Consider the following 24,138-nt stretch of genomic DNA (forward strand, 5'->3'; position numbering starts at 1 on the left):
AGCGCTCCCGAAGCCGCGGGAAGACCTACCAGGAGATGAGCCGGCCGGCCGGTGAGGTGGGAACGCTGGGACTACTAGGGAGCGGACTATCGCCACTACTCATCGGGGTTCCTCACCTCCTTCGGGCCAGGCACGGACGTGTGACGTGGAGAGTGGTGGGGCTCGCGTTGACGAGCGAACACCAATGGTTGAGGGTACTCCTCACTACGGATGCGTGTCGTACCAGGCTCACGCGGTGTTACGCGGACAGGAGAGACGAGTGCAGTTCGGGCGGTACTACGAGGAGTTCGAGGTCGGTGCGGTCTACAAGCACTGGCCGGGCAAAACGGTCACCGAGTACGACGATCACCTGTTCTGCCTGATCACGATGAACCACCACCCGCTGCACCTCGACGCGAACTACGCCGAAGAGACGACCGACTTCGGCAAGAACGTCGTCGTCGGGAACTACGTCTACTCGTTGCTGCTGGGCATGTCCGTGCCGGACGTCTCGGGCAAGGCGATCGCGAACCTCGAGGTCGAGTCCCTCAAGCACGTCAAGCCGACCTTCCACGGCGACACCATCTACGGCGAGACCGAGGTGCTGGACAAGACGCCGTCGAAGTCCAAGGACGACCGCGGCGTCGTCTACGTGGAGACCCGCGGCTACAAGCAGGACGGCCTGATCGTGTGCACCTTCCGGCGGAAGGTCATGGTGCCGAAGCGCTCCTACGGGGAAGCCCGTGGCGGCGAGCAGCCGGGCCGGCCGACCCCGCACGAATGAGGCTCCGATGACGATCGAACTGGACCGCGTCAAAACCACATTGCGCACGTTCGCGGAAGTCGAAGCGCGCGGCGTGTCCCCGTTGTACGAGCACCTCGCGACGCAGGCGGCCGAGGACGACGACGTCGCGGGGCTGCTGACGGCCGCCCGCGACGGCGAAGCGCGCGCGACGCTGCTGATGGCGACCGCGCACCGGCTCGTCCAGGCCGACCCGATCCACCCGCTGTCGCGCTACTACCCGTCGCTGGGCGGTTTCGACGGCGTCGACTCCGAGACGTGGCCGCTGTTCCGGTCGTTCCTGCTGGAGCGGGCGGACAAGGCGCGGGCGTTCATCTCGTCGCGCTACACCCAGACGAATGAGGTGCGCCGCGCCGCGCTGCTGTACCCCGCGGTGGCCCGGGCGGCGAAGGAAGCGGGCGGGAAGGTCGCGCTGCTGGAGGTCGGCTGCAGCGCCGGCCTGCTGCTCGGCCTCGACCGTTTCGGCTACCGCTACCAGTGCGACGGCGGCGAGCAGCTGACGGCGGGCCCGGCCAAGGCCGCGGTCGGGCTGCACTGCGCGCTCGACCTGGCGCCGGGCGCGGTGGCGCCCAAGCTGCCCAAGAAGCTCGCGGTGGTGGCGCGGGCCGGGCTGGACCGGTCCCCGGTCGATCTCTCCGACGAGGACGAGCTGGCGTGGCTGGAGGCGTGCGTCTGGGCCGACCAGCCGGACCGCATCAGGCTGCTGCGCACGGCGGCGGCCGAGCAGGCCAAGCACCGCCCACCGCTGATCGAGGGCGACGGCGTCGACGACCTGGCCGCGGCGGCCGCGACGCTGCCGGCGGAGGCCCCGCTGGTGGTGCTGACGAGCCACGTCCTGGCGTACTTCACAGCCGAGCGCCGGGCGGCCTTCGTCGACGCCCTCGCCGCGCTGGCGGCCACCCGGCCGCTGTGGTGGGTGTCGGAGGAGTTCTACGGCGCCGCATTGGAGGGCGTCCTGCCCGGCCGGGCGGACCTCGCGGTCGCGGACGGCTTGGCGACGCTGGGCGTCGTCCGGTGGGCCGAGGGCAAGCCGGAGGCCCACGCGCTGGCCCGCACCGCCCCCCACGGCCAGCGGATGACCTGGCTCCCGGCCTAGCCCGGCGGACCGAGCGGGTGCCTTCGTTCCCGCCGCCCTGCGACGCTGGGACCTCACGGCGGTGTAGGTGAAGATCCGTGCGAGTCCCTGCCCGGAGCGACGACTCGACTGTCGGCGTAGATCGAACCGGCTCCGGTTACCTCCAACGCCGTCTTGCTCAGGTGCGGGGCAGGGCGTTCCAGCCACGCAGCGTCACGTACAGGAGATCCACGAGCGCGCCGGCCGCCTCCATGTCCGAAAGGTCTGCCGCATCGGCCCAGCGGGCGTCCGTGGCGTCGTCACCTGCCGTGAGCGTGCCGCCCGCGATGCGGCAGGCGTAGTCGTGGATTTCGTAGGGTTCGCGGGTCACGGTGCCGACCAGTGTGCCCGGAATCACGTCGAGGCCCGTTTCCTCCCGCATCTCGCGGATCACGGCCGTTTCGTCTGATTCGCCCGGTTCGACTCGGCCGCCTGGCAGCGACCATTGGCCCGAACCGGGGTCGTTGGCCCGCCGGATGAGGAGTAATCGGCCCTGGTCGTCGTACGCGATCCCGCCGACGCAGCGGACGGTGGTGCCCGTGGAGCCCTTCATGTCCCGAAGGGTAGACGTCATCGAGGTGAAAACCGATGTCCTGTACACGGAGAGTAGCCATACGGTACACTCCGGACGGCGTGCTGACCCAAGCGCGGGACTTTCCTCCCTCGCGCCCCTTCAGTGCGGTACAACGTAAAAAGTCAGTTTTTTGCTGTTGTCCGGTGTCACCGTAAGAGACGGGATTTGATCGCGGTGAACGTGAAGAAGATTGCGGGCCTCGCCGGTATCGCGTTGGTGCTGTTCTTCGTCATTGCCCAGCCCGGTCAGGCCGCGGGCCTTGTCGGCAACATCGTCGACTTCCTGCGCAGCTCGGCCGAATCGGTGATCACCTTCGTCAGCAACGTGTTCAAGGGCTGATAGGGGGGTTACCCTCGAACCATGTTCGCGCCACGCGACCCCGACGAGTACCTCCTCGACACCGAGCGGCGGGTCATCCGGATCCGCCGCCACTGGGCGGTGCTGCTGTGGGACACCTTCGAGGCGGCGGCTCTGCTCGCCATCTGCGTCCTGGTGTCCTACCTGCTGCCACCGGCGCTTTACATCGGCCAGAACCTGCTCTGGTACGTGGCGCTGATCGTGGTGCTGCGGTTCGCCTACGTGGTGATGGAGTGGTGGGTCGAGCGGCTGGTGGTCACGGACAAGCGGTTCGTCATGACCACCGGGGTGTTCACGACCAAGGTGCTGATGATGCCCATCAGCAAGGTCACCGACCTCAGCTTTGTGCGCACCGCCACCGGTCGCATGATGGGCTACGGCACGATGGTCGTCGAATCCGCCGGTCAGATCCAGGCGCTCAACAGGATCGACTACCTGCCGCGGGCCGAAGAGTTCTACGACACGATCTCCGAGCTGGTCTTCGGTGACAAGCAGAAGCAGGCCGAGCGCTTCTCGATGATCAAGGCCCAGCGGGCCGCCCGGGGCAAGAAGCCCGTCGGCTGAGCCGTGAGGTCGTCGGCCGCCGCGTGACTTCGCGCTGAGCAGCAGTCCGCGAGCGGGGCGCGGCGGCCTGACCGGAACAAGCCTCATCCCGGCGAGGGTGTGACCCAGCGCATCGTCGACAATGGATCCGATGCGCATCGACCTGCACGCCCATTCCACCGCCTCCGACGGCACCGACACGCCGGCCGGCCTCGTCGCCGCGGCCGCGAGAGCCGGGCTCGACGTCGTCGCGATCACCGACCACGACACCACGGCGGGCTGGGCCCCGGCCACCGACGCCCTCCCACCTGGCCTGACGCTGGTGCCCGGCGCCGAGCTGTCCACCGTCTCGACCGACCCCGACACGGGCCGTCAGATCAGCGTCCACCTGCTGGCCTACCTCTTCGACCCGGCCGCCGAGGCCGTCGTCACCGAGCAGACCCGGCTGCGGATCGAACGCCGCACCCGGCTGCGCAAGATGGCCGAGCGGATGGCCGCCGACGGCCTGCCCATCGACGCCGACGAGATCTTCGGCCTGCTGCCCGAGGACTCGCCCGCCGGGCGCCCGCACCTCGCGCAGGCGCTGGTCCGCGCCGGGCTCGTCAAGAGCGTCGACGAGGCCTTCGCCGAGTACCTGAACAGCCGTCGCGGCTACTACGTCGCGCGCCGGGACACCCCGGTCGAAGACGCCATCGACATGATCGCCGCGGCCGGCGGGGTCACGGTCATCGCGCACCCCTTCGCCTTCAGCCGCGGCGCCACCATCAGCGAGGACACCCTCGCCGGCCTGGCCGCGCACGGGCTCACCGGCGTCGAGGCCGACCACCCGAACCACGACCCGGCCACGCGCGCCCGCACGCGGGAGCTCGCCGGCGAGCTCGGCCTGCTGGTCACCGGCTCGAGCGACTACCACGGCACGAACAAGACCATCGCCCTCGGCGAATGCACCACCGATCCCGGGCAGCTGGAGGAGCTCGTGGCGCGCGCGACCGGTTTCCAGGTCGTGAAGGGCTGAGATGGCGATCGCCGACTTCTTCGACGCCAAGCTCTTCATGAGCGCGACGATCACCCTCGTCGTCATCATGGACCCGCCCGGCACGGTGCCGGTGTTCCTCAGCCTCGTCGGCCGCAAGCCGCTGGCGACGCGCGCCCGGGCCGCCCGGCAGGCCGTCCTGGTGTCACTGCTCGTGATCAGCCTCTTCGCCGTCGCCGGTCAGGCGATCCTGGCCTACCTCGGCATCGGCATCCCGGCGCTGCAGGGCGCGGGCGGCCTGCTGCTCCTGCTCATCGCGCTGCAGCTGCTGACCGGCAACGGCCACGAGGCCGAGGCGGCCACCGACGACGTCAACGTCGCCCTCGTGCCGCTCGGCACGCCGCTGCTGGCCGGGCCGGGCGCCATCGCCGCGACCATCGTGTTCGTCCGGCAGGCCGACGGCCACATCGGCGCGTACATCGCGCTGGCGCTGGCGATCGTGATGACGCACTTCATCATCTACATCTGCATGCGCTACTCCGGCGTCGTCATCCGGCTGATCAAGGAAAGCGGCATCACGCTGCTGGCCAAGGTGGCCGGTCTGCTGCTCGCGGCGATCGCCGTCGAGCTCGTCGCGAACTCGGTGCGCGGCTTCATCGCCGGCGGCAACTGACCCCCGCCACTCGGGTTGTCCTGCCGGACAGGATCCCGCCCGCGCGTTGACATCGTTGCCACGCCTCCCGCAGCCTGAATCTCAGCTCAGCGGTTGAAACGATTCAAACGCGCCTTGCGGAGGCCTCGATGAAGTGGCTCAGAGCAGTCCTGCCGGTCACGGTCCTGGTGGCGAGCGGCGTGGCCGCGGTGCCCGCCACGTCCGCCGTGGCGGCGCCGGGCTGGCAGAAGTACGTCGTCGCGCCCACGAGCCGGGACGTCCGGCCGGTGCGCGTGCTGTCCACCACCGGCGACGTCACCAACCCGAAAGGCCTGCTGGGGCAGGGCGTCGCGACGCTGAAGCGGCAGGCGCCCCCGCCGAAGCCGGCCTGGCCGGGCGGGACGACGGCGGCCGCGTCGTCGTTCCACGCGCCCAACAACGGCGGCAACGGCCAGCCGCGCACGTACGGTCCCGGCAACGCCGTCGACGGCAACACCGACACGTTCTGGAACGACGACACGCTCGGCGCCTACCCGGACGTCCTGACGATCACCTCGGGCGCGGCGGTCGCGCTCCCCGGCGTCACCGTGCTGTCCAGTGTGGACGGTGTGCCGCAGGACTTCACGGTCGACGTGCTGGACGCCGGCGCGTGGCGCACCGCGGCCACGGTCACCGGCAACACCGCCGTGCAGCGCGCGGTGACGTTCGACCGCGCGGTGACGACCACGCAGGTCCGGATCACCGTGACGAGGGACCAGGCCACGCCCTCGGGCGAGTTCAGCCGGGTCACCGAGGTCTGGCCGGGGCTGGTCGCCGATCCGCCGACGCCGGTCGCGGTGCTCGACTTCGGCAAGGTCGTCTCGGGCTACCCGAAGATCTCCTTCGCGGGCGCGTCGGCGAACCACCCCGGCATCCGCGTGTCGACCTCGGAAACCCAGCAGTACCTCGGCGAACGCTCCGACTTCAGCCGGTCGGACTTCTCGAACGGGCCGGGCAGCGACCAGATCGCCGTGCCCGCGACGCCGACCGTCTGGCGTGACACGCAGGGCTGCCAGAGCGGCACGCAGGTGTGCGCGGACGGCCTGCGCGGCTTCCGCTACCTGCGGATCAGCCTCGACGCGCTCGCGTCGGACGCGCCGCTCACGCAGCCGTCCGGCGAGGTGCGGATCACCGGCGTCTCGCTCGACTTCACGCCGTTCCTCGGCACGCCGGACACCTACCGCGGCTGGTTCGAGTCGTCCGACGAAGACCTGAACCGCTACTGGTACAACGCTTCCTACACCAACGAGCTGGGCATGGACACGTTCCGGGCGTCCGATGTGGACCCCCGTGGCGCGTTCTCGCCGTCGCTCGACGGGAAGGTCGTGCTGCACGACGGCGCGAAGCGCGACCGGGACCCGTACGTCGGCGACGTCGCGATCTCCGGGCTGACCGAGTACCTGACGCACCAGGACGGCACGGCGGCGCGCAACGTGCTCGCCGACCTGGCCGACCACCAGCGCGCGGACGGCTGGATCCCGCCCGCGTCGATCAACGGCTACACGCTCCCGCTGTTCGACTACCCGCTTTGGTGGGTCACCGCGAGCTGGGACTACGTGCTCTACACGGGCGACACCGCGTACGCGTCTTCGTACTACGCGAAGCTCGTGAAGACGCTCGACGCGTGGTACCCGTCGGTCACCGACGCGCACGGGTTGCTGTCGAAGGGCCTCAACGGCACCAGCGGCTACGGCGACTACGCGTTCCTCCCGCGCACCGGCGAAGTTACGTACTACAACGCGTTGTACGTCCGCGCGCTCCAAGGCGCGGCCGGGATGGCCCGCGCGACGGGGCACGCCGCCGACGCCGATCGGTGGCTGTCGCGCGCTTCCGGCGTCGCGGCCGCGGTGAACCAGTACCTGTGGGACCCGGCGGCGGGGGCGTACCTCGACTCGGCGACCGGCGCGGTGCGCCACGGCCAGGACGGCAACAGCCAGGCGATCGTCGCCGGGATCGCGTCGCCGGCGCGGTCTTCGTCCTCGCTGGCCCGGCTGGCGGCCGGGGCGTTGCCGTACGGGAACCCGTTCATGGACAACGACACGCTGGTTTCGGACGGCACGAAGCGCGTCTACGCGTTCACGTCGTACCCGGAGCTGGTGGCGCGGTTCCAGACCGGGCAGGCGGCGTCCGCGATCGACCAGATCAAGCGGATGTACGGCTGGATGACCAGCCACGACCCGGGCATCACGGACTGGGAGGGCATCGGCGACGGCGGTTCGCACTACGAGCAGGGTTACACGTCGGCGGCGCACGGCTGGTCCACCGGCGTCGTCCCGGCGCTGACGAACGAGCTGCTGGGCGTCTCGCCGACGTCACCCGGCTTCGCGACGTGGCAGGTTTCGCCGAAGCCGGGCTCGGTCGCGTGGGCGCGCGGGGCGGTGCCGACGCCGAAGGGCGCGTTGTCGGCCTCGTGGGGTCAGCAGGGTTCGGTGTTCTCCCTGACGGTGACGGCGCCGCGCGGGACGTCCGGCTCGCTGGCGGTGCCGGCCGGTCGCGTGGTGCTGCTCGACGGTCGCGCCGTCCGGACGGCGGCGGTGAACGGCACGGTGACGGTGGCCGCGACCGGCGGCACCCACACGGTGCTGGTGGTGCGGTAGGCGGTGCGGTAGGAAAAGCCGTGAAGGCCTCCTTACCGGCTCTTATGGCCGGGAAGGAGGCCTTCACGGCTTTGCGCGGTGGTGCGGGCGTGGCGGCCGGCGCGGGTCCGGCGCGGAAAGTGTCGGTGGTGGTGCGTAGCGTGGGGAACCGTGAAGGAGCAGATGGGCTTCGATTTCGGTGTCGCGCAACCGGTGCGGCTGACGAAGGTGTCGCCGGCGCGGCTGGCCACCTTCGACGACTGCCCGCGCCGGTACCGGCTCGCGTACCTGCAGCGGCCGACACCGCAGCGCACCGGGCCGTGGGCGCACAGCACGCTCGGCGCGGTGGTGCACAACGCGTTGCGGGCGCTGTTCGACCTGCCGGTGCTCAAGCGCGTGCCGCAGAAGGCCGTCGCACTCGTCGCCGAGTACTGGAAGGACGCGGGGTTCGAGGACGCCGAGCAGGCCGCGCGCTACCGGGCGCGGGCCAAGGGCTGGGTGGCGGAGTACGTCGAGGACAACGACGTCACGCACGACCCGGTCGGGCTCGAGCGCTGGGTGTCGGCGCCGGTCAACTCGACGCCGGGGGAGCGGCCGTCGATGATCATCGAGGGTCGCGCGGACCGCATCGACCAGCGTGACGGCGAGCTGGTGGTCGTCGACTACAAGACGGGCCGCCGCGCGCCGGACGAGTACGAGGCGAGGGCGTCGCAGGCGCTGGCGCTGTACGCGGTGGCGTCGGCGCGCACGCTGCGGACCCCGTGCACCACGGTCGAGCTGCACCACCTCCCGAGCGGCACGATCGCGGCGGCCGAGCACACGCCCGAGAGCCTGCGCCGGCACCTGCAACGCGCCGAAGAGACCGCCGGGGACCTGAGGCTGGCCACGGATACCCTGAACGCGGGCGGCGACGAGGACGTGTTGTTCCCACCCCGCCCCGACCGGCGCTGCGCTTGGTGCGACTTCAGGCCGAGCTGCGCGGTGGGCCAGGAAACAGCCCCGCAGATGCAGCCGTGGGACCTGCTCGCGCCCTGAACAGGAGAGAAAGTGGCCTCACCGGACACCGAGGAACTGGCAACGGTCCCGCTGCCGACCCCACGGCCGGACCACAGAACGACGCCCCACCAGGTCATCACGGACCCGGCGGCGCCTTCACCTGACGCGCCGACCGAGGCCGCCGCGCCGACCGAGACCGACGAGCAGGCCGATGCCACCTCACCGGAGGCCGTCGAGCAAGCCGAGCCCGCGAAACCCGCGAAGCCGCGCGGCCGCTGGTGGCGCGGCTTCACCGGGTCACTGGCCGCGGGCCTCACGGTCCTGGCCGTCGGAGTCCTCGTGGTCGCGGGAGTCTGCCTGTACACCGACGCTCCCGGCCCCGGCCCGGTGCTGCTGATCGGTCACCCCATCGCCGCGGTGCTGGCGTTGCTGGCCCAGCGGGTCGCCGACCGTCGCAACGGCTTTCCCGCCGCCGGCGCCGGGATCGCCGTGGTCCTGTTCGTGGTCTCCGCCCTGACCCTCTTCTGGCTCACCTGACGAACCCGTAACTCGCGTGATCAGACCCGGAACTCGCGTGATTGAGGCCGGAACTCGCGAGTTCCGGCCTCAATCACGCTGATGACGTGCTCAATCACGCGAGATACGGGTTACTTCAGGGCTGTGAGGGTGTCGCCGCGTTCTTCCAGCAGGACCGGGCCGGCCGTGCCCAGGCGGACCGGGCCCGTGTAGCCGCGGCGGTCGACGCCCACCGTGCGGATCGTGGAGCCGTCGTTCTCGTTCAGCACCGCCAGGCCGCCCTTGATCGGGACGACCAGCTGGCCCGCGAACGTCACGCCCGGGCCCATCGCGCTGCCCAGCGTCCAGCGCGGGGACAGGTCGTCGCGGGAGAGGGCCAGCACCTTCGAGCCGCTGAACCAGTAGACGTTCGCCGCGGTCTGGGACGTCTGCTCGACGCCGCCCTGCGGGTCCGCGGCCAGGTCGGCCGGCGGGACGTCCAGGGGGTACGCCGCGCGCTGGGAGCCGTCGCCGTTGTAGATCACCAGGAGCTTCTGGTCCGGCAGGACCACCGCCGCCAGGTCGCCCGACATCGCGATCACGCGCGCCCGCTTGCCCGCCAGCACCGAGCTGAACGCCACCTGGGGCTCGTCGTCCTTCTCCGGTGCCGCCTTGTAGACGCTCAGGCGGTCCGCCGGGTCGCCCGGGCAGCGCTCGATGACGCCGACCTTGCCCGACGCCGCCGCGACCGTGCCGTACGTGCAGCCGGTACGCGGCTGCTTGCCCGCGTTGACCAGCGCCGGGACCTGGCCGTACTCGGCGCTCTGCACCAGGTCGTCGCGCCAGGTGTCGAGCAGCTTCTTGCCGGTGGTGGTCACGTGCGAGCCGTCGCTGACCAGCCGGGTGCCCAGCTCGGCGTTGCCGTTGCGCTGGGCGGTGATCCGGCCGGTGCCCGGGTCGAGCTGCGTGACCTCACTGCAGTTCTCGGTCTTGTGGTAGACGGCGTTGACCCGCCCCCACGTCTCGTTGAGCGTGCACAACGGCAGGTCACGCGTGTAGTGCCAGCGGATCTGCCCGGTCAGCGGGTCGCGGGCGGCGACCTCGCCGCCATCCGCCGTGACGACGGTGTCGCCGGTGGCCACCGGGACCGGTGTCGCGCCGCTGCGGGCGCTCCAGATCTCGGCCAGCGAACCGGGCACCGTGTTCGGCGCCGCGGGCAGCGGCGACGGCGGGTCGGCCTCGGTCCGGTCGGTGCCTTCGCTGTCGCTGGTCGCGCTGATGACCAGCGCGACCGCGACGACGACCACCGCGATCACCGCGGCGAGCACCCGGTCCCGGCCGCGGTTCCAAGGCGAACGACGGGCCTTGACCCGCGGCGCGGGCGGAGCAGGTTCGACGTCGTCGAGGACGTCTTCAGAGCCCAGAGCGGCGGCTTCCGAAGGCTGCTCCGGTTCTTCCTCGGGCACGGAAGAAGCAGCCTTGTCCTCGTCGCTCACGTACCTGCTCCCCGCGCTAAAGCCTCAGTCTGCCGACGCAGGTGTATCAGAAGTCGCGGCCGGGCGGCGACGGCGGCGCCGTCGAGCCGGGCGTTCGGCGTTCTCGCCGGACTCCTTCTCCACCGGGCCGGCCGTCTCCGGGGCGGTGCCGCGGGTGCGGCGCCGGGTCCGGGTGCGGCCTTCGGCAGCGTTCTCGCCGGGCTCGGAGCCGGACGTGGCCGCGGTGTCGGTGGCCTCGCCCGGCTCGCCCGTGCGCGCGGCACCGCGGGTCCGCTTGCGCGGGGTGCGGTTGCGCTTGCGCGGTGCTTCATCGGTCTCCGGCGCCGGAGACTCGGGGCCGCCGGCGGCGGTGTTGCCACGGCCCTGCGCACCGCGGCCGCGGCGCTTGCCGCCGAGGTCCTCTTCGACCTCGGCGCCCAGGCCGGCGCGGGTGCGCTTGGCCAGCGGCAGCCGGCCGGTGGTGCCCGCCGGGATGCCCAGGTCCTCGAACAGGTGCTTCGACGACGAGTACGTCTCGACCGGCTCCGGCTTGTCGAGGCCGAGGGTGTCCGAGATGAGCTTCCAGCGCGGCATCTCGTCCCAGTCGACGAGCGTGACCGCGACACCGGTGCGGCCCGCGCGGCCGGTGCGGCCGATGCGGTGGACGTAGGTCTTCTCGTCGTCCGGGCACTGGTAGTTGATCACGTGCGTGACGTCGTCGATGTCGATGCCGCGGGCGGCGACGTCGGTCGCGACCAGCACGTCGACCTTGCCGGAGCGGAACGCGCGCAGGGCCTGCTCGCGGGCGCCCTGGCCCAGGTCACCGTGCACGGCGGCGGCCGCGAAGCCGCGCTCGACCAGGTCGTCGGCCACCTTCTGCGCGGTGCGCTTGGTGCGGCTGAAGATCATCGTGAGGCCGCGGTCGGCCGCCTGCAGGATCCGGGCGATGACCTCGGGCTTGTCCATCGAGTGCGCCCGGTAGACGAACTGGGTGGTGCGTTCGTGGATCGCGCTCGCGTCGTTCTCCTCGGCGCGGATGTGCGTCGGCTGGTTCAGGAACGTGCGGGCCAGCGTGATGATCGGGCCCGGCATGGTGGCCGAGAACAGCATCGTCTGGCGCTTGTCCGGGACCATCCGCAGGATGCGCTCGATGTCGGGCAGGAAGCCCAGGTCGAGCATCTCGTCGGCCTCGTCGAGCACCAGCCCGCGGACCTTGCCGAGGACCAGGTGCTTCTGCTCGGCCAGGTCGAGGAGCCGGCCCGGGGTGCCGATCACGACGTCGATGCCCTTGCGGAGGGCCTCGATCTGCGGCTCGTACGGGCGGCCGCCGTAGATGGCCAGGGTGCGGATGCCGAGGTGCTTGCCGGCGCCCTTGAGGTCGTTGGCGACCTGGATGCACAGCTCGCGGGTCGGCACCACGACCAGCACCTGCGGGGTGCCGTCGCCCGGCACCTCCACGCGGTGCAGCAGCGGGACGCCGAAGCCCAGGGTCTTGCCCATGCCGGTGCGGGCCTGGCCGATGAGGTCGTCGCCGGCCATCGCCAGCGGCAGCGTGAGCTCCTGGATCGCGAAGGTCCGCTCGATGCCGACTTCGGCGAGTGCTTTGATGATCTCCGGCTTGACGCCGAAGGACGCGAAGGTCGGGGCCTCGGGCTCCACCTCGACGCCCGCCTGCAGCGGGTGCGACGTGTCGAGCGCGGCCGGGCCGGTCTCGCTGTGTTCCAGCGCGACGGCGGGCGAGTTCTGTTCGGTTGTGGGATTTTCTGCGGTCAGGGTGATCGCCTCTCTCGTGACCAGCGCGCACAACCCTGAGTCCCGTTTCGACACTCGACCGGGAGTAAACCCTGGTCCCCAGCGCTGAAGTGAAGCGCGGAACCGGTCCGTCCCGGGAATGCCGGAAGAGGCGTGCACGCACATTGCAGTACGTCGGCGGGCCTCGTGGCCTGCCTGATCCCGACGCCTGTATGACGTACGGAAGCTTCGATATCAAACGCAGTGTACCTGGTCAGCAGTTTTTCGACAGTACCCGGCACGCCGGAGGCAGTGGGATCGGTCTCGTCCCGACACGCCCGGGTGCTTCGGCGATACCCTGCTGCCGTGACCGACCCGAAAGAGATCACCGAAGGCGTCGTCGACCTTCTGGGCGTGATCGCCTACCTCGAGCTGTCCGCGTTCGACCGGCTGGCCGAGGACGCGCGCAGTGCCCCCACCCTGGCCGGGCGGGCCGCGCTGGCGGCCATGGCGGCCGCCGAGATCGGTCACTACGGCCTGCTGTCCGCGCACCTGGCCGGGCACGGCGTCGCGATCGAGGACGCGATGGCGCCGTTCCCGAAGCACATCGACGACTGGCACGCCTCGACCCCGCCGAAGTCGTGGCTGGAGTCGCTCGTCAAAGCCTACGTCGGCGACGGCCTCGCCGCCGACCTCTACCGGGAGATGGCCAGCTGGCTGGACCCCGAGACCAAGGACCTGGTGCTCACCGTGCTGGCCGACACCGGACACTCCGCCTTCGCCGAGCGCGAGGTGGCGGCCGGGATCGAAGCCGACCCCAAGACCCGCGACAAGCTCGCTCTGTGGGGGCGCCGCCTGCTCGGCGAAGCGCTCACGCAGGCCCAGTACGTCGTCGCCGAACGAGACGGCCTGGCCGAGCTCATCATCGGCGGATCGGGTGACCTCTCCGGAATTGCGGCACTGTTCCGAAGGTTGCAACAGGGGCACACGAAGCGCATGCAGGCCCTCGGCCTGGGCTGACCCCGATGGAGTACCAGGACACGACGACGTGGCCGGGCGCGGACATGCGGCACCGCAACGACCCGGTTCGGTTAGCCTTGCCGAGCACATCCCTTTCGAATTTCCAGCGGAGGTCCCACGTGGAGGTCAAGATCGGCATCAAGGACACCCCGCGCGAGCTGGTGGTGTCCAGTGGCCAGTCTCCCGACGAGGTGGAGAAGCTGGTCGCCGAGGCCCTGACGGCCGGTGACGGGCTCTTCCGCCTCAACGACGAGAAGGGCCGCAAGTACATCGTCCCCTCCGACCGCATCGCCTACGTCGAGATCGCGCCGTCCGACACCCGCAAGGTCGGCTTCGGCGTCGGCGACTGACGTCACACCGCGGTAACCGTCCGGTCTCAGCTCGCTCTCAGCCCCATCCGTCACCGTGCCCCGGCAGGGGTTCGGGCGGGGTGAGCGAGAGATGAGGTGGACGGCGTCCACGCGGTGACAACGGCTCCGGCACGGAGCCGCGAACACCAGCCCACGGCCGGTCCCGCTCCCCGGAGCGGACCGGCCGTCCGGCTGACCGGGATCGACGTGGCCCGCGGGGCCGCGGTGCTGGGGATGTACGCGGTGCACCTCGGGCCGAACCCGCTCGACGGCGGTGGTGCCGCCTGGTTCAAGCCCTTCGAAGGCCATTCCGCCGCGCTCTTCGCGGTGCTGGCCGGCGTCTCGATCGCGCTGATGTCCGGCGGGCGGCGGCCCAAAGCGGGCCGCGCTCGCACGCGCGTCGCGCTCCGGCTGGCGACCCGGGCCCCGCTGCTGGTCGCGCTGGGGCTCCTGGTGACCGGGCTCGGCACCGGCTACATGGTCATCCTCGCCTACTACGGCGCCTGTTTCCTGCTCGCTATCCCGTGGCTGCGCTGCCGCGCGCGCACGCTCGCCGTCGCCGCGCTGGTCACGGCCGTGGTCATGCCGCTGGTGTCCTTCGCGGTGCGGTCCGTCTTCGCGCCGCGCGACCTGGTCTTCGAGGCGCCGGACGTCGCGTGGGGCGACTTCGCGACCTGGCACGGCCTCGGGCGCGCGGCCGGCGTGCTGCTGCTGACCGGGACGTTCCCGGCGGTCACCCTGATGGCCTACCTGTTCGCCGGGATGGCGATCGGGCGCCTCGACCTTCACTCCCCGGTGGTCGCCCGCGCGCTGTGCTCCGGTGGCGCGGCGCTGGCGGCGGGCGCGTACGCCGTCTCGTGGCTCGCGACGCGCGTCTTCGGCGGCCTCGAAGCCGTCCACCAGGCTTTGGAGCCGGCCGCGGCGAGCTACGGCATGAGCCCGGAGACGCTGCTGCACCTCGACGAGTCCTGGATCCACGGCACGCCGCCGACCACGACGTGGGCGTGGGAGCTGCTCGCGAGCGGCGCGTCGTGCACGCCGTTCGACCTGCTGGTGTCGATCGGCATCGCGGCGTCGGTGATCGGCGGCTGTCTACTGCTCGCGCCGCGCTTCGAACGGCTCCTGCGGCCGCCGGCCGACCTCGGCGGCCGCGCGCTTTCCGCGTACGTGCTGCACTTCGTGGCGATCCGGCTCATCTGGGACAGCGACGGCGACGGCACGGACGTGTTCGCGCTCACCCATTTCGTGGCCTTCTCGGCGGTCGCGCTCCTCGCTTCGGTGGCCTGGCGTCGCTGGATCGGGCGCGGGCCCCTCGAATGGGCGATGGCGCGGTTCTCGAGGTGGCCGGACAGGTCCTCCGCCAGGTTCACCGGATCGGTGCGCTTTCCTTGGTGTGTCGGGGTTTCCCGGCTTAACTTCGTCGGCGATCCGGCGCCACGGGGCCCGGACCGACACCCCCTCCGGAGCAAGTCGATGACCACTGTCGAGCCCACGACGACCGCCGTGGCGGACCTCGTGCGGAGCACCCTGGCGACGCACAAGTCGCTGTTCCTCGCGACTTCGGGCAGTGACGGCCCGTGGGTCGGCGGCGTCTACTTCGCCGAGGACGACGCGTTCACGCTGAACCTGGTGCTGGAGCGCCGCGGCCGGACGCTCGCCGCGATCCGCGAGAACCCGGTGGTGTCGGTGGTCGTGTCGACCGGTTCGCCGATGCAGCCGTTCCTGCAGGCGCGGGCGCTTGCCGAGGTCGTCGCCGGAGAAGCCGACACGCAGGTGCGCGAGACGCTGGTGGCGAAGGTCCCGGAGGCGGCGCCGTTCCTGGACGCCCCGGTCGTGGCGGTCCGCCTGAGCGTTCGCGGCTGGCGCGCGACGGACATCGCGAACGGCTGGCTCCCCGGCCGCGACCTGCCGAGCCCGCGGCACCCCTGAGCCGCACACCGGCACGGCCACCGCGCGGGTGGCCGAGCCGGTTCCACCGCGCTGCCCGCGGCGGCGCCTTCACGGGCGAGCGCCGTCGCGGGCGGCTGCGAAAGTCCGTGAATGCCACATCGAGGGACATAGCGTCCGTGAATGTGGCATTCACGGACTTCAGGCGTTGAGCTCTTCCAGCGACGTCGGCACGTGGAACGGGGGCGTACTGGTGCCGGTGATCCGGTAGCGGCCCCACGGGTCCGGGTCCGACAGCTCGCCCGTCGCGGTGTGCGCGCCCGCGTGGATCTCGACGGCTTTCTTCTTGCCGCCGGCCAGTTTCGCCAGCTCTTCGTGCACCGCCACCCGGCCGTACCAGCGGTAGAAGCCGTCGATCGGCTGGAAGTAGCCGCGCAGCTCGACCTGCGCCGTCAGCGAGACGCCGTCGACCACCAGGGTCGCTTCGCCGCTGTAGCCGTCTTCGTCGTGGTCGCTCATGACGTCTCCTCAACAGGCACAGGTTCCGTGCGGCCCAGCTGGACCACCTTGTTCGCTTCCAGCGGCTGGTTCGGGTCGATGACCACGCCGTGCTGGCGGCTCAGCCCGTCGATGGCCGCCCAGATGATCTGCGTCAGGTACTCGACGACGGCGTCGCGGCCCATCGACCGGCGGTCCAGCCACCACTCGCCGGTGTTCTGGACCATCCCGACGATGCCGTGCGCCCACGGCTCGGCCGCGCCGGAGTCCATGTTGAACATCCGCATGTAGTCGCCGAGCAGCGCGGTCAGCGCCGTCGCGATGAGTTCCTTGTCCTCGGCCACGACGTCCGAGCCGACCGGCTTCTCCGGGCGCCCGTGCGCGAGCAGCCGGTACAGGTTCGGGTGCTCCTCGATCACGGTGAAGAACGCGTCGAGCGCCATCCGGATCCGCGGCACCGGCGCCAGTTCGGCGTTGATCGCCGGGATCAGCCGCTCGAAGAGGATCTCCGTGCCGCGCTGCCCGAGGGCGACGTAGAGGTCGGCCTTGTCGTCGAAGTGCCGGTACAGCACGGGTTTCGTGACGCCCGCCTCGGCGGCGACGTCCTCCATGCCGAGGTCCGGGCCGTGGGTGTCGAGCGCGCGCAGGGCGGCCTCGACGAACTCCTTGCGCCGCGCGATCCGGTGCTTGCGCCAGCGGTCCCGGCGGGCGTCGCCGGTCGCCTCCTCGCCGCGTGACGAAGGCTTGGACGGCTTGCCGGAGCGCTTGACACGTTCGATCACGAGAGGGATGCTACCAGAGGTAACTGTTACCTCAAGTTACATGTTTCGGAAGGGGCTGTCGGCGATGACGCGGACGCTGAAGGAACCGGATCGCGAAAAGACCGCGGAGCGGCTGCTCAAGTCGTCGGCGAACAAGTTCTACGACCCCGACGTCGACATCGACTGGACCGCGCCGCTGGTCGAGGGCAAGCGGTTCATCCCGGACGAGCGCTCGTCGCTGTACGGCACCGAGCTGTGGGACAAGCTGACGCCGGAGCAGCGCATCGAGCTGGGGAAGCACGAGGTCGCCAGCGTCGCGACCACCGGGCTGTGGTTCGAGATCCTCCTGATGCAGATGCTGCTCAAGGAGGTCTACGAGCAGGACCCGACCTCCGCGCACGCGCAGTTCGCGCTCACCGAGATCGCCGACGAATGCCGGCACTCGACGATGTTCGCGCGGATGGCGTCGCGGATCGGCTGCCCCGCCTACGGCCCGGTTCCGTGGCTGCGGAAGCTCGCGAAGCTGATGCCGACGATCTCCTACGGCCCGGCGCGCTACGGCGCGATCCTGGTGGCCGAGGAGGTGCTGGACCGGCTGCAGCGCGAGCAGATGAACGACGACGGCATCCAGCCCCTGGTCCGGATGGTCAACCGGATCCACGTGCTGGAGGAGGCCCGGCACGTCACCTTCGCCCGCGAAGAGGTCACGCGCGGCATGGCGAAGCTGTCCAAGGCCGAGATCGCCTACCAGCAGTTCGTCATCGCGCTCATCTCGTACTTCGTGACGCGGGCGTTCATCAACCCGAACGTCTACAAGGCGGTCGGGATCCGGCCGCGCGACGGCGTCGAAGCCGCCCTGAACAACCCGAACTGGCAGGGCACGATCGCCTGGGCCGGGGAGAAGATCATGCCGTTCCTGGAGGAGTCGGGTCTGGTCGGGCTGCCCGGGAAGTTCTTCTGGCGCAAGTCCTTCCTGCTCCCGGCGGGCCGGTGACCACCGCGTCGCGGCTGCGCGACCCGTCGCTCGGACACCGGTTCGTCGCGAGCGACGGCGCCGCGCTCCACGTCGCGGAATCCGGTCCCGCCGACTCCGATGACACCACTGTGACGTTGGTGCTCGTCCACGGCTGGACGCAGGACCACCGCACGTGGGACTTCGTGCTGCCGCACCTCGATCCCGGCGTCCGCGTGCTCCGGTACGACCTGCGCGGCCACGGCGGTTCCGCGCCCGCGCGCCCGGGTTCGGCGTCGATCGCCCGGCTCGCCGACGACCTGGCCGAGCTGATCGCCGACCGCGTCCCGAACGGCCCGCTCGTGCTCGCCGGTCACTCGATGGGTGGCATGACGTTGATGGTGCTCGCCGAACGGCACCCACAGCTGGTCGCGTCGCGGCTCGCGGGAGCGGCCTTCGTGGCGACGTCGTCGGGCGACATGGATCGGCTGACGCTCGGCTTCCCGGGCCTGGTCGGCCGGGGCGTCACGCGCTTCGAGCCGCGGCTGGCCCGCCTGCTGACCGGGCTGCGGTCGGACACGCTGCGCCTGCGTCCGGGGATGGTCCGGTCCGGTTCGCGGCGCCTGGTCTTCGGCGACCGGCCGGGCCGCGCGCAGGTCGACAGCGTCGTCGAGCAGCTGCTGTGCAGCCACCCGGCGAGTGCCGGGCTGTTCCTGGCCGCGATCGCGGCCCACCGCGGCGTCGGCGGCCTGGGCGCGCTCTGCGACGTCCCGTCGGTGGTGCTGGCGGGGGAGAAGGACCGCCTCTGCCCGCTGGCGCACGCGAAGGTGATCGCGGACGAGCTGCCGCACGCGGAGTTCGTCCGCTACCCGGGCGCCGGGCACATGCTGCCGCAGGAACGCCCCTACGAGGTGGCCCGCCGCCTCTCGGCCCTGGTCCGCACGGCCGTCACCACCCGCTGACCCCGAAAGCCGTGAAGGCCTCCTTACCGGCCATAAGAGCCGGTAAGGAGGCCTTCACGGCTTTTGTCAGGAGTCCTTGAGCGGGAAGCCGCCGCCGATGCCGCGCCAGGCCAGGTTGGCCGTCAGGGCCACCGCCTCCTCCTGGCTCATCGACTGGTGGTGCTGCAGCCAGAACCGGGCGCTGACCTGGCTCATCCCGACCAGCCCGACCGCCAGCAGCCGCGCTTTGTCCTCGTCGAGACCGGCGTCCGCCGTGATCGTGTCCGTGATCGCGTCCACGCTCGCCGAGGTCGCGCGGTCCACCGCTTCCTGGACCGCCGGCTCGCCACGCAGGTCGGACTCGAACACCATGCGGAACGCGCCCGCGTCGCTGCTCACGAAGTCGAAGAACGCGCCGACCGTGGCCGGGACGCGCTGCTTGTTCTCCGTCGTCGAGTCCAGCGCCGCCTGCACGCGCCTGACCAGCTCGTCGACATGGCTTTCGAGCAGCGCGATGTACAGGTCGAGCTTGCCGGGGAAGTGCTGGTAGAGCACCGGCTTGCTGACGCCCGCGACCTCGGCGATCTCGTCCATGGCGGCGGCGTGGTAGCCGTTCTCGGCGAAGACCCGCTGCGCCGCGGCGAGGAGCTGGGCCCGGCGCTCGGTCCGGGGCAAGCGCACCCCTCGTTGCTGCAACCGCGTCATCTCCGTCATGCTCTTCCTCCCGTCTTCGCCACCTTCGACGGGCGGGGTCGCCACCGCGTGAAGTCGACCTGAAGATTACTCGCCGGTACGCGTGCTGTGCCAAGTGTCGGGCATCCTGGAGCCGTGAAGACCTCCGCCCACGGCCCGGGAGACGTCGGCGCGGCCCGGCCGCCGGTGACCCACGTGCCCCTCTCGACCAGGGCTTTGCCGCCGCTCGAGCCGGTGCTGCCGCCCTGGCCGGCGACGTTCGAAGAGGTCGGTACCGCCCGCCTCCACATCCGTCGCACGCCGGGCCCGGACGGCGTGCCGGCCGTCTACCTCCACGGCCTCGGCGGTTCGTCGACGAACTGGACCGACCTGGCGGCGCTGCTCGCCCCGGTCGCCGGGGGCACCGCGCCGGATCTGCCCGGCTTCGGCAGCTCCGAGCCCGAGGCCGGGTTCGACTTCAGCCTCGAAGCGCACGCCGAGGTCGTCGCGCGGCACATCCGCGACGTCGGCGCGCCCGTCCACCTGCTCGGCAACTCCATGGGCGGCGCCATCGCGCTCATCGTCGCCGCGCGGCACCCGGAGCTCGTCAAGACGCTGACGCTCATCTCGCCCGCGATGCCCGACCGGCGGCCCGACCCGCGGCGGCTGTCGGACCCGCGGATGGCGTTCGCCTACCTGCCGCTGGTCGGCGCGCGGGTACGCGCCCAGCTCGCCGCGCTCGGCCCGCGGGAACGCGCCGCCCAGGTCATCAAGCTCTGCTTCGCGGACCCGTCGCGGTTCCCGGAGAGCCGGCTCGACGAGCTGACCGAGGAACACGGCGCCCGCGCGGCCTTCGCCTGGGCCGCTCCGGCGATGGCGCGCAGCACGTTCGGCATCTTCCGGGCGTGGTCGGCGGTCGGGAAGGCATCCCTGTGGTCCCTCGCGCCGTTGGTGAAGGTGCCGACGCTGGTCGTCTGGGGCCGGGAGGACCGCGTCATCTCGGTGCGACGCGCCATGCGCACCGCCCGCGCGCTCCCGCGGGCCCGGCTGCTCGTGCTCCCGCGCACCGGCCACGTGGCACAGATGGAGCGGCCGATCGTCGTAGCGAAGGCGGTTCTGGGCATGTGGGAGCACGTCGAAGCCGGAAATTGGTAGCCCGATCGGGTGACAACTGATCGCTGCGTGATCCGCCAGTCGCCGAGGGCGCCGCTTCGGCGCTGTGGCACCCTGGTGCGGTGGACCGGGTGAAGCAGGACGCGCGAGGCGAAGATCGGCGGGCTCCCCACCGCGCGTCGGCCCGCCGGCCCGCGCAAGGCGCCCCCGAGTCCGAAGACCCGCCGCGCACCGGGCAGTACCGCCCGGCGAAGGCGCCGGCCCAGCGCGTCAGCGAGGACCGCTACCGCCCCGGCGGCCGCCGGACCTCCGCCGAGCCCCTGAGCGCGTCCTGGAAGCCGCACGAGCAGGCGCGCGAGGCCAAGCAGGCCGAAGAGCCCCCGAAGACCGCCTTCGCCAAGCTCACCAAGACCTACGGCTGGCGCGTCTACGCCCTGCCGATCCTCGTCGTGCTGACCGTGCTCGTCGTCGTCAACACCGCGAACAGCCCGGCCGAGCCGATCGCCGAGCAGGGCGCCGGTTCCGGGATCGAGTCGGCGGGCGGCGACACGTCCGGCGGTTCCATCGACGGTGCCGACGGCCAGGGCATCCCGGAGAACCCGGCGACGCCGGTCGACCTCAAGGTGCCGACGGCGGACCTGCCGGAAGGCAGCCCCTTCACCCAGGCCGGCGCGGGCGCGTGGCACACCGTGCCCGGCACCGGCCCGAAGGTCGGCAGCGGCAAGCTGTACACCTACACCGTCGACGTCGAGGACGGCATCGACCCGGCGAGCTACGCCGGCGACGACGCCTTCGCGTCGGCCGTCCAGGGCACGCTGTCGGATCCCAAGAGCTGGACGTGGGACGGCAAGGTCGCCTTCCAGCGCGTGGACGCGAACTTCCCGAACCCGTCGTTCAAGGTGAGCCTCACCACGCCGGAGACGACGCACCGGGCGGATGCCTGCGGGTTCCAGATCAAGTTCGAGGCGTCCTGCTACCGCAAGAGCATGGGTCGCGTCCTGATCAACCTGGCCCGCTGGGTGCGCGGCGCGAAGGCCTACGGCGCCGACATGACCGGGTACCGGCAGTACGCCATCAACCACGAGGTCGGCCACGCCCTGGGCAACCAGCACGTCGGCTGCGGCGGCAACAACCAGCCCGCGCCGGTGATGATGCAGCAGTCCTTCGGCGTCAACGACGACTACGTCTCGATGCTCAACGACATCCCCGGCGGCGACAAGGGGAAGGTGGCCAAGGACGGTCTCATCTGCAAGACCAACTCCTGGCCCAACCCCACGCCGTAGTCCCACGATCTGGACGTATGACGTCCAACCGCCCACGCACGTTGTGCACGTGGGAAGGTCTGCTCGCCCGCGCGCGTTGTGCATAGTGGGATGGACGTGTTCCGCGCGAGATGGAGGACCCCGATGTCAGCACTGCCGCCGCTCGTCGAGCCGGCTGCCGAGCTCACCAAGGAAGAGGTGGCCCGGTACAGCCGTCACCTGATCATCCCGGACGTCGGGGTGACCGGGCAGAAGCGGCTCAAGAACGCGAAGGTCCTGGTCATCGGCGCCGGCGGCCTCGGCAGCCCCGCGCTGCTGTACCTGGCCGCGGCCGGCGTCGGCTCGCTCGGCATCGTCGACTTCGACGTCGTCGACGAGTCGAACCTGCAGCGCCAGGTCATCCACGGCCAGTCCGACGTCGGCAAGCTCAAGGCCGCGTCCGCGCAGGAGTCGATCGCCGAGATCAACCCGCTGGTCCGGGTCTACCTGCACACCGAGCGGCTGGACTCGTCGAACGCGCTGGAGATCTTCGGGCAGTACGACCTGATCGTCGACGGCACGGACAACTTCGCCACGCGCTACCTGGTGAACGACGCCGCGGTGCTGCTGGGCAAGCCGTACGTCTGGGGCTCGATCTTCCGGTTCGAGGGCCAGGTCAGCGTGTTCTGGGAGAACGCGCCGAACGGCAAGGGCCTCAACTACCGCGACCTCTACCCGGAGCCGCCGCCCCCGGGCATGGTCCCCTCCTGCGCCGAGGGTGGCGTGCTGGGCGTGCTGTGCGCGTCCATCGGCTCGATCATGGTGACCGAGGCGATCAAGCTCATCACCGGCATCGGCGAGCCGCTGCTCGGGCGGCTCATCAGCTACGACGCGCTGGAGATGAAGTACCGCGAGGTCAAGATCCGCAAGGACCCGGAGACCCCGAAGATCACCGAGCTGATCGACTACGAGGCGTTCTGCGGTGTGGTGTCGGACGAGGCGGCGACGGCGGCGTCGGGTAGCACGATCACCCCGGCGGAGCTCAAGGCCAAGTTCGACAACGGCGACAACTTCGCCCTGATCGACGTCCGCGAGCCGCACGAGTACGAGATCGTCAACATCAAGGGCGCGACGCTGATCCCGAAGGACCGCATCCTCTCGGGCGAGGCGCTGGCGGAGCTGCCGCAGGACAAGCCGATCGTCCTGCACTGCAAGTCGGGTGCCCGCTCGGCGGAGGCCCTGGCGGCCCTGCACGCGGCCGGCTTCAAGGACGCGACCCACCTCGGCGGTGGCGTGCTGGCCTGGGCCAAGCAGATCGACCCGAGCCTGCCGACCTACTGACAGTTGTGCTCCGTGAGGGGCACCCTCCCGGCTCCCGTGGCCGTGAGGGTGCCCCTCACGGCGTTTCGTCCCGGTTCTCAAAACCGTCTGTGACCAGCGCGTCTTCTCGATCGTGGACCACCCGGCCGGGTACCGTCGGTCCTTGTGCGGTCAACCCTCGAACGCCCTCCCGGCCACGTCTGCGCGGCCTTCGGCGGGCTCGCCGACAACGGCGAAGCGCTGCCGGACTCGGCGGCGTGGCGCTGTGGCGACCTCGTGCTCAAGCCGGTCGCCGACAAGGCCAAGACGTTGTGGACCGCCCGTGCGCTCGACTACGTCGACGAGCCGGGCCTGCGGGTCGCGAAGCCGGTGCGCTCGACCGACGGCCGCTGGATCGTCGGCGGCTGGACGGCGTCGCGGTTCGTCGCCGGCACCGCCGAGCACCGCGGTGACGCCTCGGTGCTGGCCGCGGTGAAGCTGCACCGGGCGACGGTCGGGCTGCCGCGGCCGGACTTCATCGCCCTGCGCAAGGACGTCGACGCCGTCGCCGACCGCATCGCCTGGGAGGAACTCGAAGTCCCGCTGGAGGAGACGAAGGGCGGCCGCTGGTTCGAGGTACTGGCCGGCGCGCGCCGCCCGATCAAGCTCTCGTCCCAGGTCGCGCACGGCGAACTGCTGGCGGGCCTGCTCTTCGACGGCGACGCGACCCCGGGCCTGGTCGACTTCGTCCCGTACTACCGCCCGGGCGAGTACGGCGCGGCGATCGTCGCGGTCGACGCCCTGGCCTGGGGCGGCGCGACCCGCGAGCTGCTGGAGCGCTGGGCGCACCTGCCGGAGTGGCCGCAGCTGCTGCTGCGCGCGGTGCTGTTCCGCCTGGCGGCCAACGCCCTGAACCCGAGATCGACACGCGCGGCACTGGACGGCCTTCGTGTAGCGGCCCGCGAAGTCAGCGGCGTGCTCTAACACAGTGCTGGCCACCTCACCGCGCGGGGCGCGTGAGTCGCGCCGCAATGTCAACTGCCGGAAACATTCGGTCGATTCCGAGTAACACGGCCTCCTTAGCGTCGGGTCATCCCG

General features: G+C 71.1%; 24 protein-coding genes. 18 read left to right on the forward strand and 6 right to left on the reverse strand.

Translation table 11 applies throughout. The features are described 5' to 3' along the window. The first annotated feature begins 259 nt into the window (after positions 1 to 259). Both OG439_RS44250 and OG439_RS44255 read left to right on the forward strand, forming a co-directional pair. Positions 260 to 763, forward strand: coding sequence for a MaoC family dehydratase (locus OG439_RS44250; protein WP_247061070.1), 504 nt, complete (start codon positions 260 to 262; stop codon positions 761 to 763). 7 nt (positions 764 to 770) lie between these two features. Beyond that, a complete protein-coding gene (locus OG439_RS44255; protein WP_326946328.1) occupies positions 771 to 1,877 on the forward strand; it encodes a DUF2332 domain-containing protein in 1,107 nt (368 codons plus the stop codon). Between the two features lie 157 nt (positions 1,878 to 2,034). On the opposite strand, the gene OG439_RS44260 is transcribed toward OG439_RS44255, so the two are convergent. Next, the gene (locus tag OG439_RS44260; RefSeq protein ID WP_326946329.1) at positions 2,035 to 2,448 is read right to left on the reverse strand and encodes an NUDIX hydrolase; all 414 of its coding nucleotides are present in this window, start codon (positions 2,446 to 2,448) and stop codon (positions 2,035 to 2,037) included. Between the two features lie 195 nt (positions 2,449 to 2,643). On the opposite strand from OG439_RS44260, the gene OG439_RS44265 reads away from it, so the two are divergent. The 7 genes from OG439_RS44265 (at position 2,644) to OG439_RS44295 (ending at position 9,142) form a co-directional block, all read left to right on the forward strand. Continuing rightward, entirely contained in the window at positions 2,644 to 2,808 is a 165-nt protein-coding gene (locus OG439_RS44265) for a hypothetical protein (RefSeq protein WP_167379843.1), read from the forward strand. 21 nt (positions 2,809 to 2,829) lie between these two features. Beyond that, entirely contained in the window at positions 2,830 to 3,390 is a 561-nt protein-coding gene (locus OG439_RS44270; protein WP_326946331.1) for a PH domain-containing protein, read from the forward strand. 130 nt (positions 3,391 to 3,520) lie between these two features. Then, the gene (locus OG439_RS44275; protein ID WP_442792261.1) at positions 3,521 to 4,384 is read left to right on the forward strand and encodes a PHP domain-containing protein; all 864 of its coding nucleotides are present in this window, start codon (positions 3,521 to 3,523) and stop codon (positions 4,382 to 4,384) included. Position 4,385: 1 nt separating this feature from the next. Beyond that, on the forward strand, positions 4,386 to 5,015 hold the full coding sequence (locus tag OG439_RS44280) for a MarC family protein (RefSeq protein WP_247061080.1): 630 nt from the start codon (positions 4,386 to 4,388) through the stop codon (positions 5,013 to 5,015). 128 nt (positions 5,016 to 5,143) lie between these two features. Continuing rightward, on the forward strand, positions 5,144 to 7,630 hold the full coding sequence (locus OG439_RS44285; protein ID WP_326946333.1) for an alpha-L-rhamnosidase-related protein: 2,487 nt from the start codon (positions 5,144 to 5,146) through the stop codon (positions 7,628 to 7,630). A 162-nt stretch (positions 7,631 to 7,792) separates the two neighbouring features. Continuing rightward, a complete protein-coding gene (locus OG439_RS44290) occupies positions 7,793 to 8,644 on the forward strand; it encodes a RecB family exonuclease (protein WP_326951766.1) in 852 nt (283 codons plus the stop codon). Positions 8,645 to 8,656: 12 nt separating this feature from the next. Beyond that, on the forward strand, positions 8,657 to 9,142 hold the full coding sequence (locus tag OG439_RS44295; protein WP_326946334.1) for a hypothetical protein: 486 nt from the start codon (positions 8,657 to 8,659) through the stop codon (positions 9,140 to 9,142). Between the two features lie 110 nt (positions 9,143 to 9,252). Here OG439_RS44295 and OG439_RS44300 read toward each other — a convergent pair whose 3' ends face one another. Together OG439_RS44300 and OG439_RS44305 are read right to left on the reverse strand one after the other, a co-directional pair. Then, positions 9,253 to 10,596 carry an Rv3212 family protein gene (locus tag OG439_RS44300; RefSeq protein WP_442792262.1) on the reverse strand — a complete coding sequence of 448 codons (1,344 nt, stop codon included), beginning with the start codon at positions 10,594 to 10,596 and terminating at the stop codon, positions 9,253 to 9,255. A gap of 24 nt (positions 10,597 to 10,620) precedes the next feature. Further along, positions 10,621 to 12,234 carry a DEAD/DEAH box helicase gene (locus tag OG439_RS44305; RefSeq protein WP_326951769.1) on the reverse strand — a complete coding sequence of 538 codons (1,614 nt, stop codon included), beginning with the start codon at positions 12,232 to 12,234 and terminating at the stop codon, positions 10,621 to 10,623. Positions 12,235 to 12,672: 438 nt separating this feature from the next. On the opposite strand from OG439_RS44305, the gene OG439_RS44310 reads away from it, so the two are divergent. The 3 genes from OG439_RS44310 to OG439_RS44320 all read left to right on the forward strand — a co-directional run bounded on the left by OG439_RS44310 (position 12,673) and on the right by OG439_RS44320 (position 15,605). Beyond that, positions 12,673 to 13,326, forward strand: a complete 654-nt coding sequence (locus OG439_RS44310; protein ID WP_247061088.1) for a ferritin-like fold-containing protein — start codon at positions 12,673 to 12,675, stop codon at positions 13,324 to 13,326. A gap of 119 nt (positions 13,327 to 13,445) precedes the next feature. Continuing rightward, positions 13,446 to 13,676 carry a DUF3107 domain-containing protein gene (locus OG439_RS44315; protein WP_326946335.1) on the forward strand — a complete coding sequence of 77 codons (231 nt, stop codon included), beginning with the start codon at positions 13,446 to 13,448 and terminating at the stop codon, positions 13,674 to 13,676. Between the two features lie 114 nt (positions 13,677 to 13,790). Further along, positions 13,791 to 15,605, forward strand: coding sequence for a DUF418 domain-containing protein (locus tag OG439_RS44320; protein ID WP_326951770.1), 1,815 nt, complete (start codon positions 13,791 to 13,793; stop codon positions 15,603 to 15,605). Positions 15,606 to 15,764: 159 nt separating this feature from the next. Here the strand turns inward: OG439_RS44320 and OG439_RS44325 are convergent, their stop codons facing one another. After that, positions 15,765 to 16,082, reverse strand: coding sequence for a DUF4873 domain-containing protein (locus OG439_RS44325; protein WP_247061095.1), 318 nt, complete (start codon positions 16,080 to 16,082; stop codon positions 15,765 to 15,767). After that, positions 16,079 to 16,852 (reverse strand): TetR/AcrR family transcriptional regulator, encoded by a 774-nt coding sequence (locus tag OG439_RS44330; protein ID WP_326951771.1) that lies wholly within the window; start codon positions 16,850 to 16,852, stop codon positions 16,079 to 16,081. Before OG439_RS44330 ends, OG439_RS44325 begins: the two co-directional genes overlap by 4 nt. Before the next feature lie 55 nt (positions 16,853 to 16,907). Here OG439_RS44330 and OG439_RS44335 point away from each other — a divergent pair, with 55 nt between their 5' ends. Beyond that, the gene (locus OG439_RS44335) at positions 16,908 to 17,816 is read left to right on the forward strand and encodes an AurF N-oxygenase family protein (RefSeq protein ID WP_326946336.1); all 909 of its coding nucleotides are present in this window, start codon (positions 16,908 to 16,910) and stop codon (positions 17,814 to 17,816) included. Then, on the forward strand, positions 17,813 to 18,736 hold the full coding sequence (locus OG439_RS44340; protein WP_326946337.1) for an alpha/beta fold hydrolase: 924 nt from the start codon (positions 17,813 to 17,815) through the stop codon (positions 18,734 to 18,736). Before OG439_RS44335 ends, OG439_RS44340 begins: the two co-directional genes overlap by 4 nt. 66 nt (positions 18,737 to 18,802) lie before the next feature. On the opposite strand, the gene OG439_RS44345 is transcribed toward OG439_RS44340, so the two are convergent. Then, the gene (locus OG439_RS44345) at positions 18,803 to 19,429 is read right to left on the reverse strand and encodes a TetR/AcrR family transcriptional regulator (protein WP_247061100.1); all 627 of its coding nucleotides are present in this window, start codon (positions 19,427 to 19,429) and stop codon (positions 18,803 to 18,805) included. A 213-nt stretch (positions 19,430 to 19,642) separates the two neighbouring features. Between OG439_RS44345 and OG439_RS44350 the strand changes: the two genes are divergently transcribed. The 4 genes from OG439_RS44350 to OG439_RS44365 all read left to right on the forward strand — a co-directional run bounded on the left by OG439_RS44350 (position 19,643) and on the right by OG439_RS44365 (position 24,024). Beyond that, positions 19,643 to 20,542, forward strand: coding sequence for an alpha/beta fold hydrolase (locus OG439_RS44350; protein WP_326951772.1), 900 nt, complete (start codon positions 19,643 to 19,645; stop codon positions 20,540 to 20,542). 80 nt (positions 20,543 to 20,622) lie between these two features. Then, the gene (locus OG439_RS44355) at positions 20,623 to 21,783 is read left to right on the forward strand and encodes a DUF3152 domain-containing protein (protein WP_326946338.1); all 1,161 of its coding nucleotides are present in this window, start codon (positions 20,623 to 20,625) and stop codon (positions 21,781 to 21,783) included. Positions 21,784 to 21,906: 123 nt separating this feature from the next. Continuing rightward, positions 21,907 to 23,082 carry an adenylyltransferase/sulfurtransferase MoeZ gene (gene moeZ / locus OG439_RS44360; RefSeq protein ID WP_326946339.1) on the forward strand — a complete coding sequence of 392 codons (1,176 nt, stop codon included), beginning with the start codon at positions 21,907 to 21,909 and terminating at the stop codon, positions 23,080 to 23,082. 144 nt (positions 23,083 to 23,226) lie between these two features. After that, positions 23,227 to 24,024 (forward strand): TIGR02569 family protein, encoded by a 798-nt coding sequence (locus tag OG439_RS44365; RefSeq protein WP_326946340.1) that lies wholly within the window; start codon positions 23,227 to 23,229, stop codon positions 24,022 to 24,024. Positions 24,025 to 24,138: the final 114 nt, after the last annotated feature.

It is taken from the genome of Amycolatopsis sp. NBC_01307, from assembly GCF_035975215.1.
Taxonomy (GTDB): domain Bacteria; phylum Actinomycetota; class Actinomycetes; order Mycobacteriales; family Pseudonocardiaceae; genus Amycolatopsis.

Bases quoted from the DNA above. Each gene is read 5' to 3' on its own strand.
- OG439_RS44255 (WP_326946328.1), top strand. From the start codon at position 771: ATGACGATCGAACTGGACCGCGTCAAAACCACATTGCGCACGTTCGCG.
- OG439_RS44260 (WP_326946329.1), bottom strand. From the start codon at position 2,448: ATGAAGGGCTCCACGGGCACCACCGTCCGCTGCGTCGGCGGGATCGCG.
- OG439_RS44270 (WP_326946331.1), top strand. From the start codon at position 2,830: ATGTTCGCGCCACGCGACCCCGACGAGTACCTCCTCGACACCGAGCGG.
- OG439_RS44275 (WP_442792261.1), top strand. From the start codon at position 3,521: ATGCGCATCGACCTGCACGCCCATTCCACCGCCTCCGACGGCACCGAC.
- OG439_RS44280 (WP_247061080.1), top strand. From the start codon at position 4,386: ATGGCGATCGCCGACTTCTTCGACGCCAAGCTCTTCATGAGCGCGACG.
- OG439_RS44285 (WP_326946333.1), top strand. From the start codon at position 5,144: ATGAAGTGGCTCAGAGCAGTCCTGCCGGTCACGGTCCTGGTGGCGAGC.
- OG439_RS44290 (WP_326951766.1), top strand. From the start codon at position 7,793: ATGGGCTTCGATTTCGGTGTCGCGCAACCGGTGCGGCTGACGAAGGTG.
- OG439_RS44325 (WP_247061095.1), bottom strand. From the start codon at position 16,082: ATGAGCGACCACGACGAAGACGGCTACAGCGGCGAAGCGACCCTGGTG.
- OG439_RS44335 (WP_326946336.1), top strand. From the start codon at position 16,908: ATGACGCGGACGCTGAAGGAACCGGATCGCGAAAAGACCGCGGAGCGG.
- OG439_RS44345 (WP_247061100.1), bottom strand. From the start codon at position 19,429: ATGACGGAGATGACGCGGTTGCAGCAACGAGGGGTGCGCTTGCCCCGG.
- moeZ (WP_326946339.1), top strand. From the start codon at position 21,907: ATGTCAGCACTGCCGCCGCTCGTCGAGCCGGCTGCCGAGCTCACCAAG.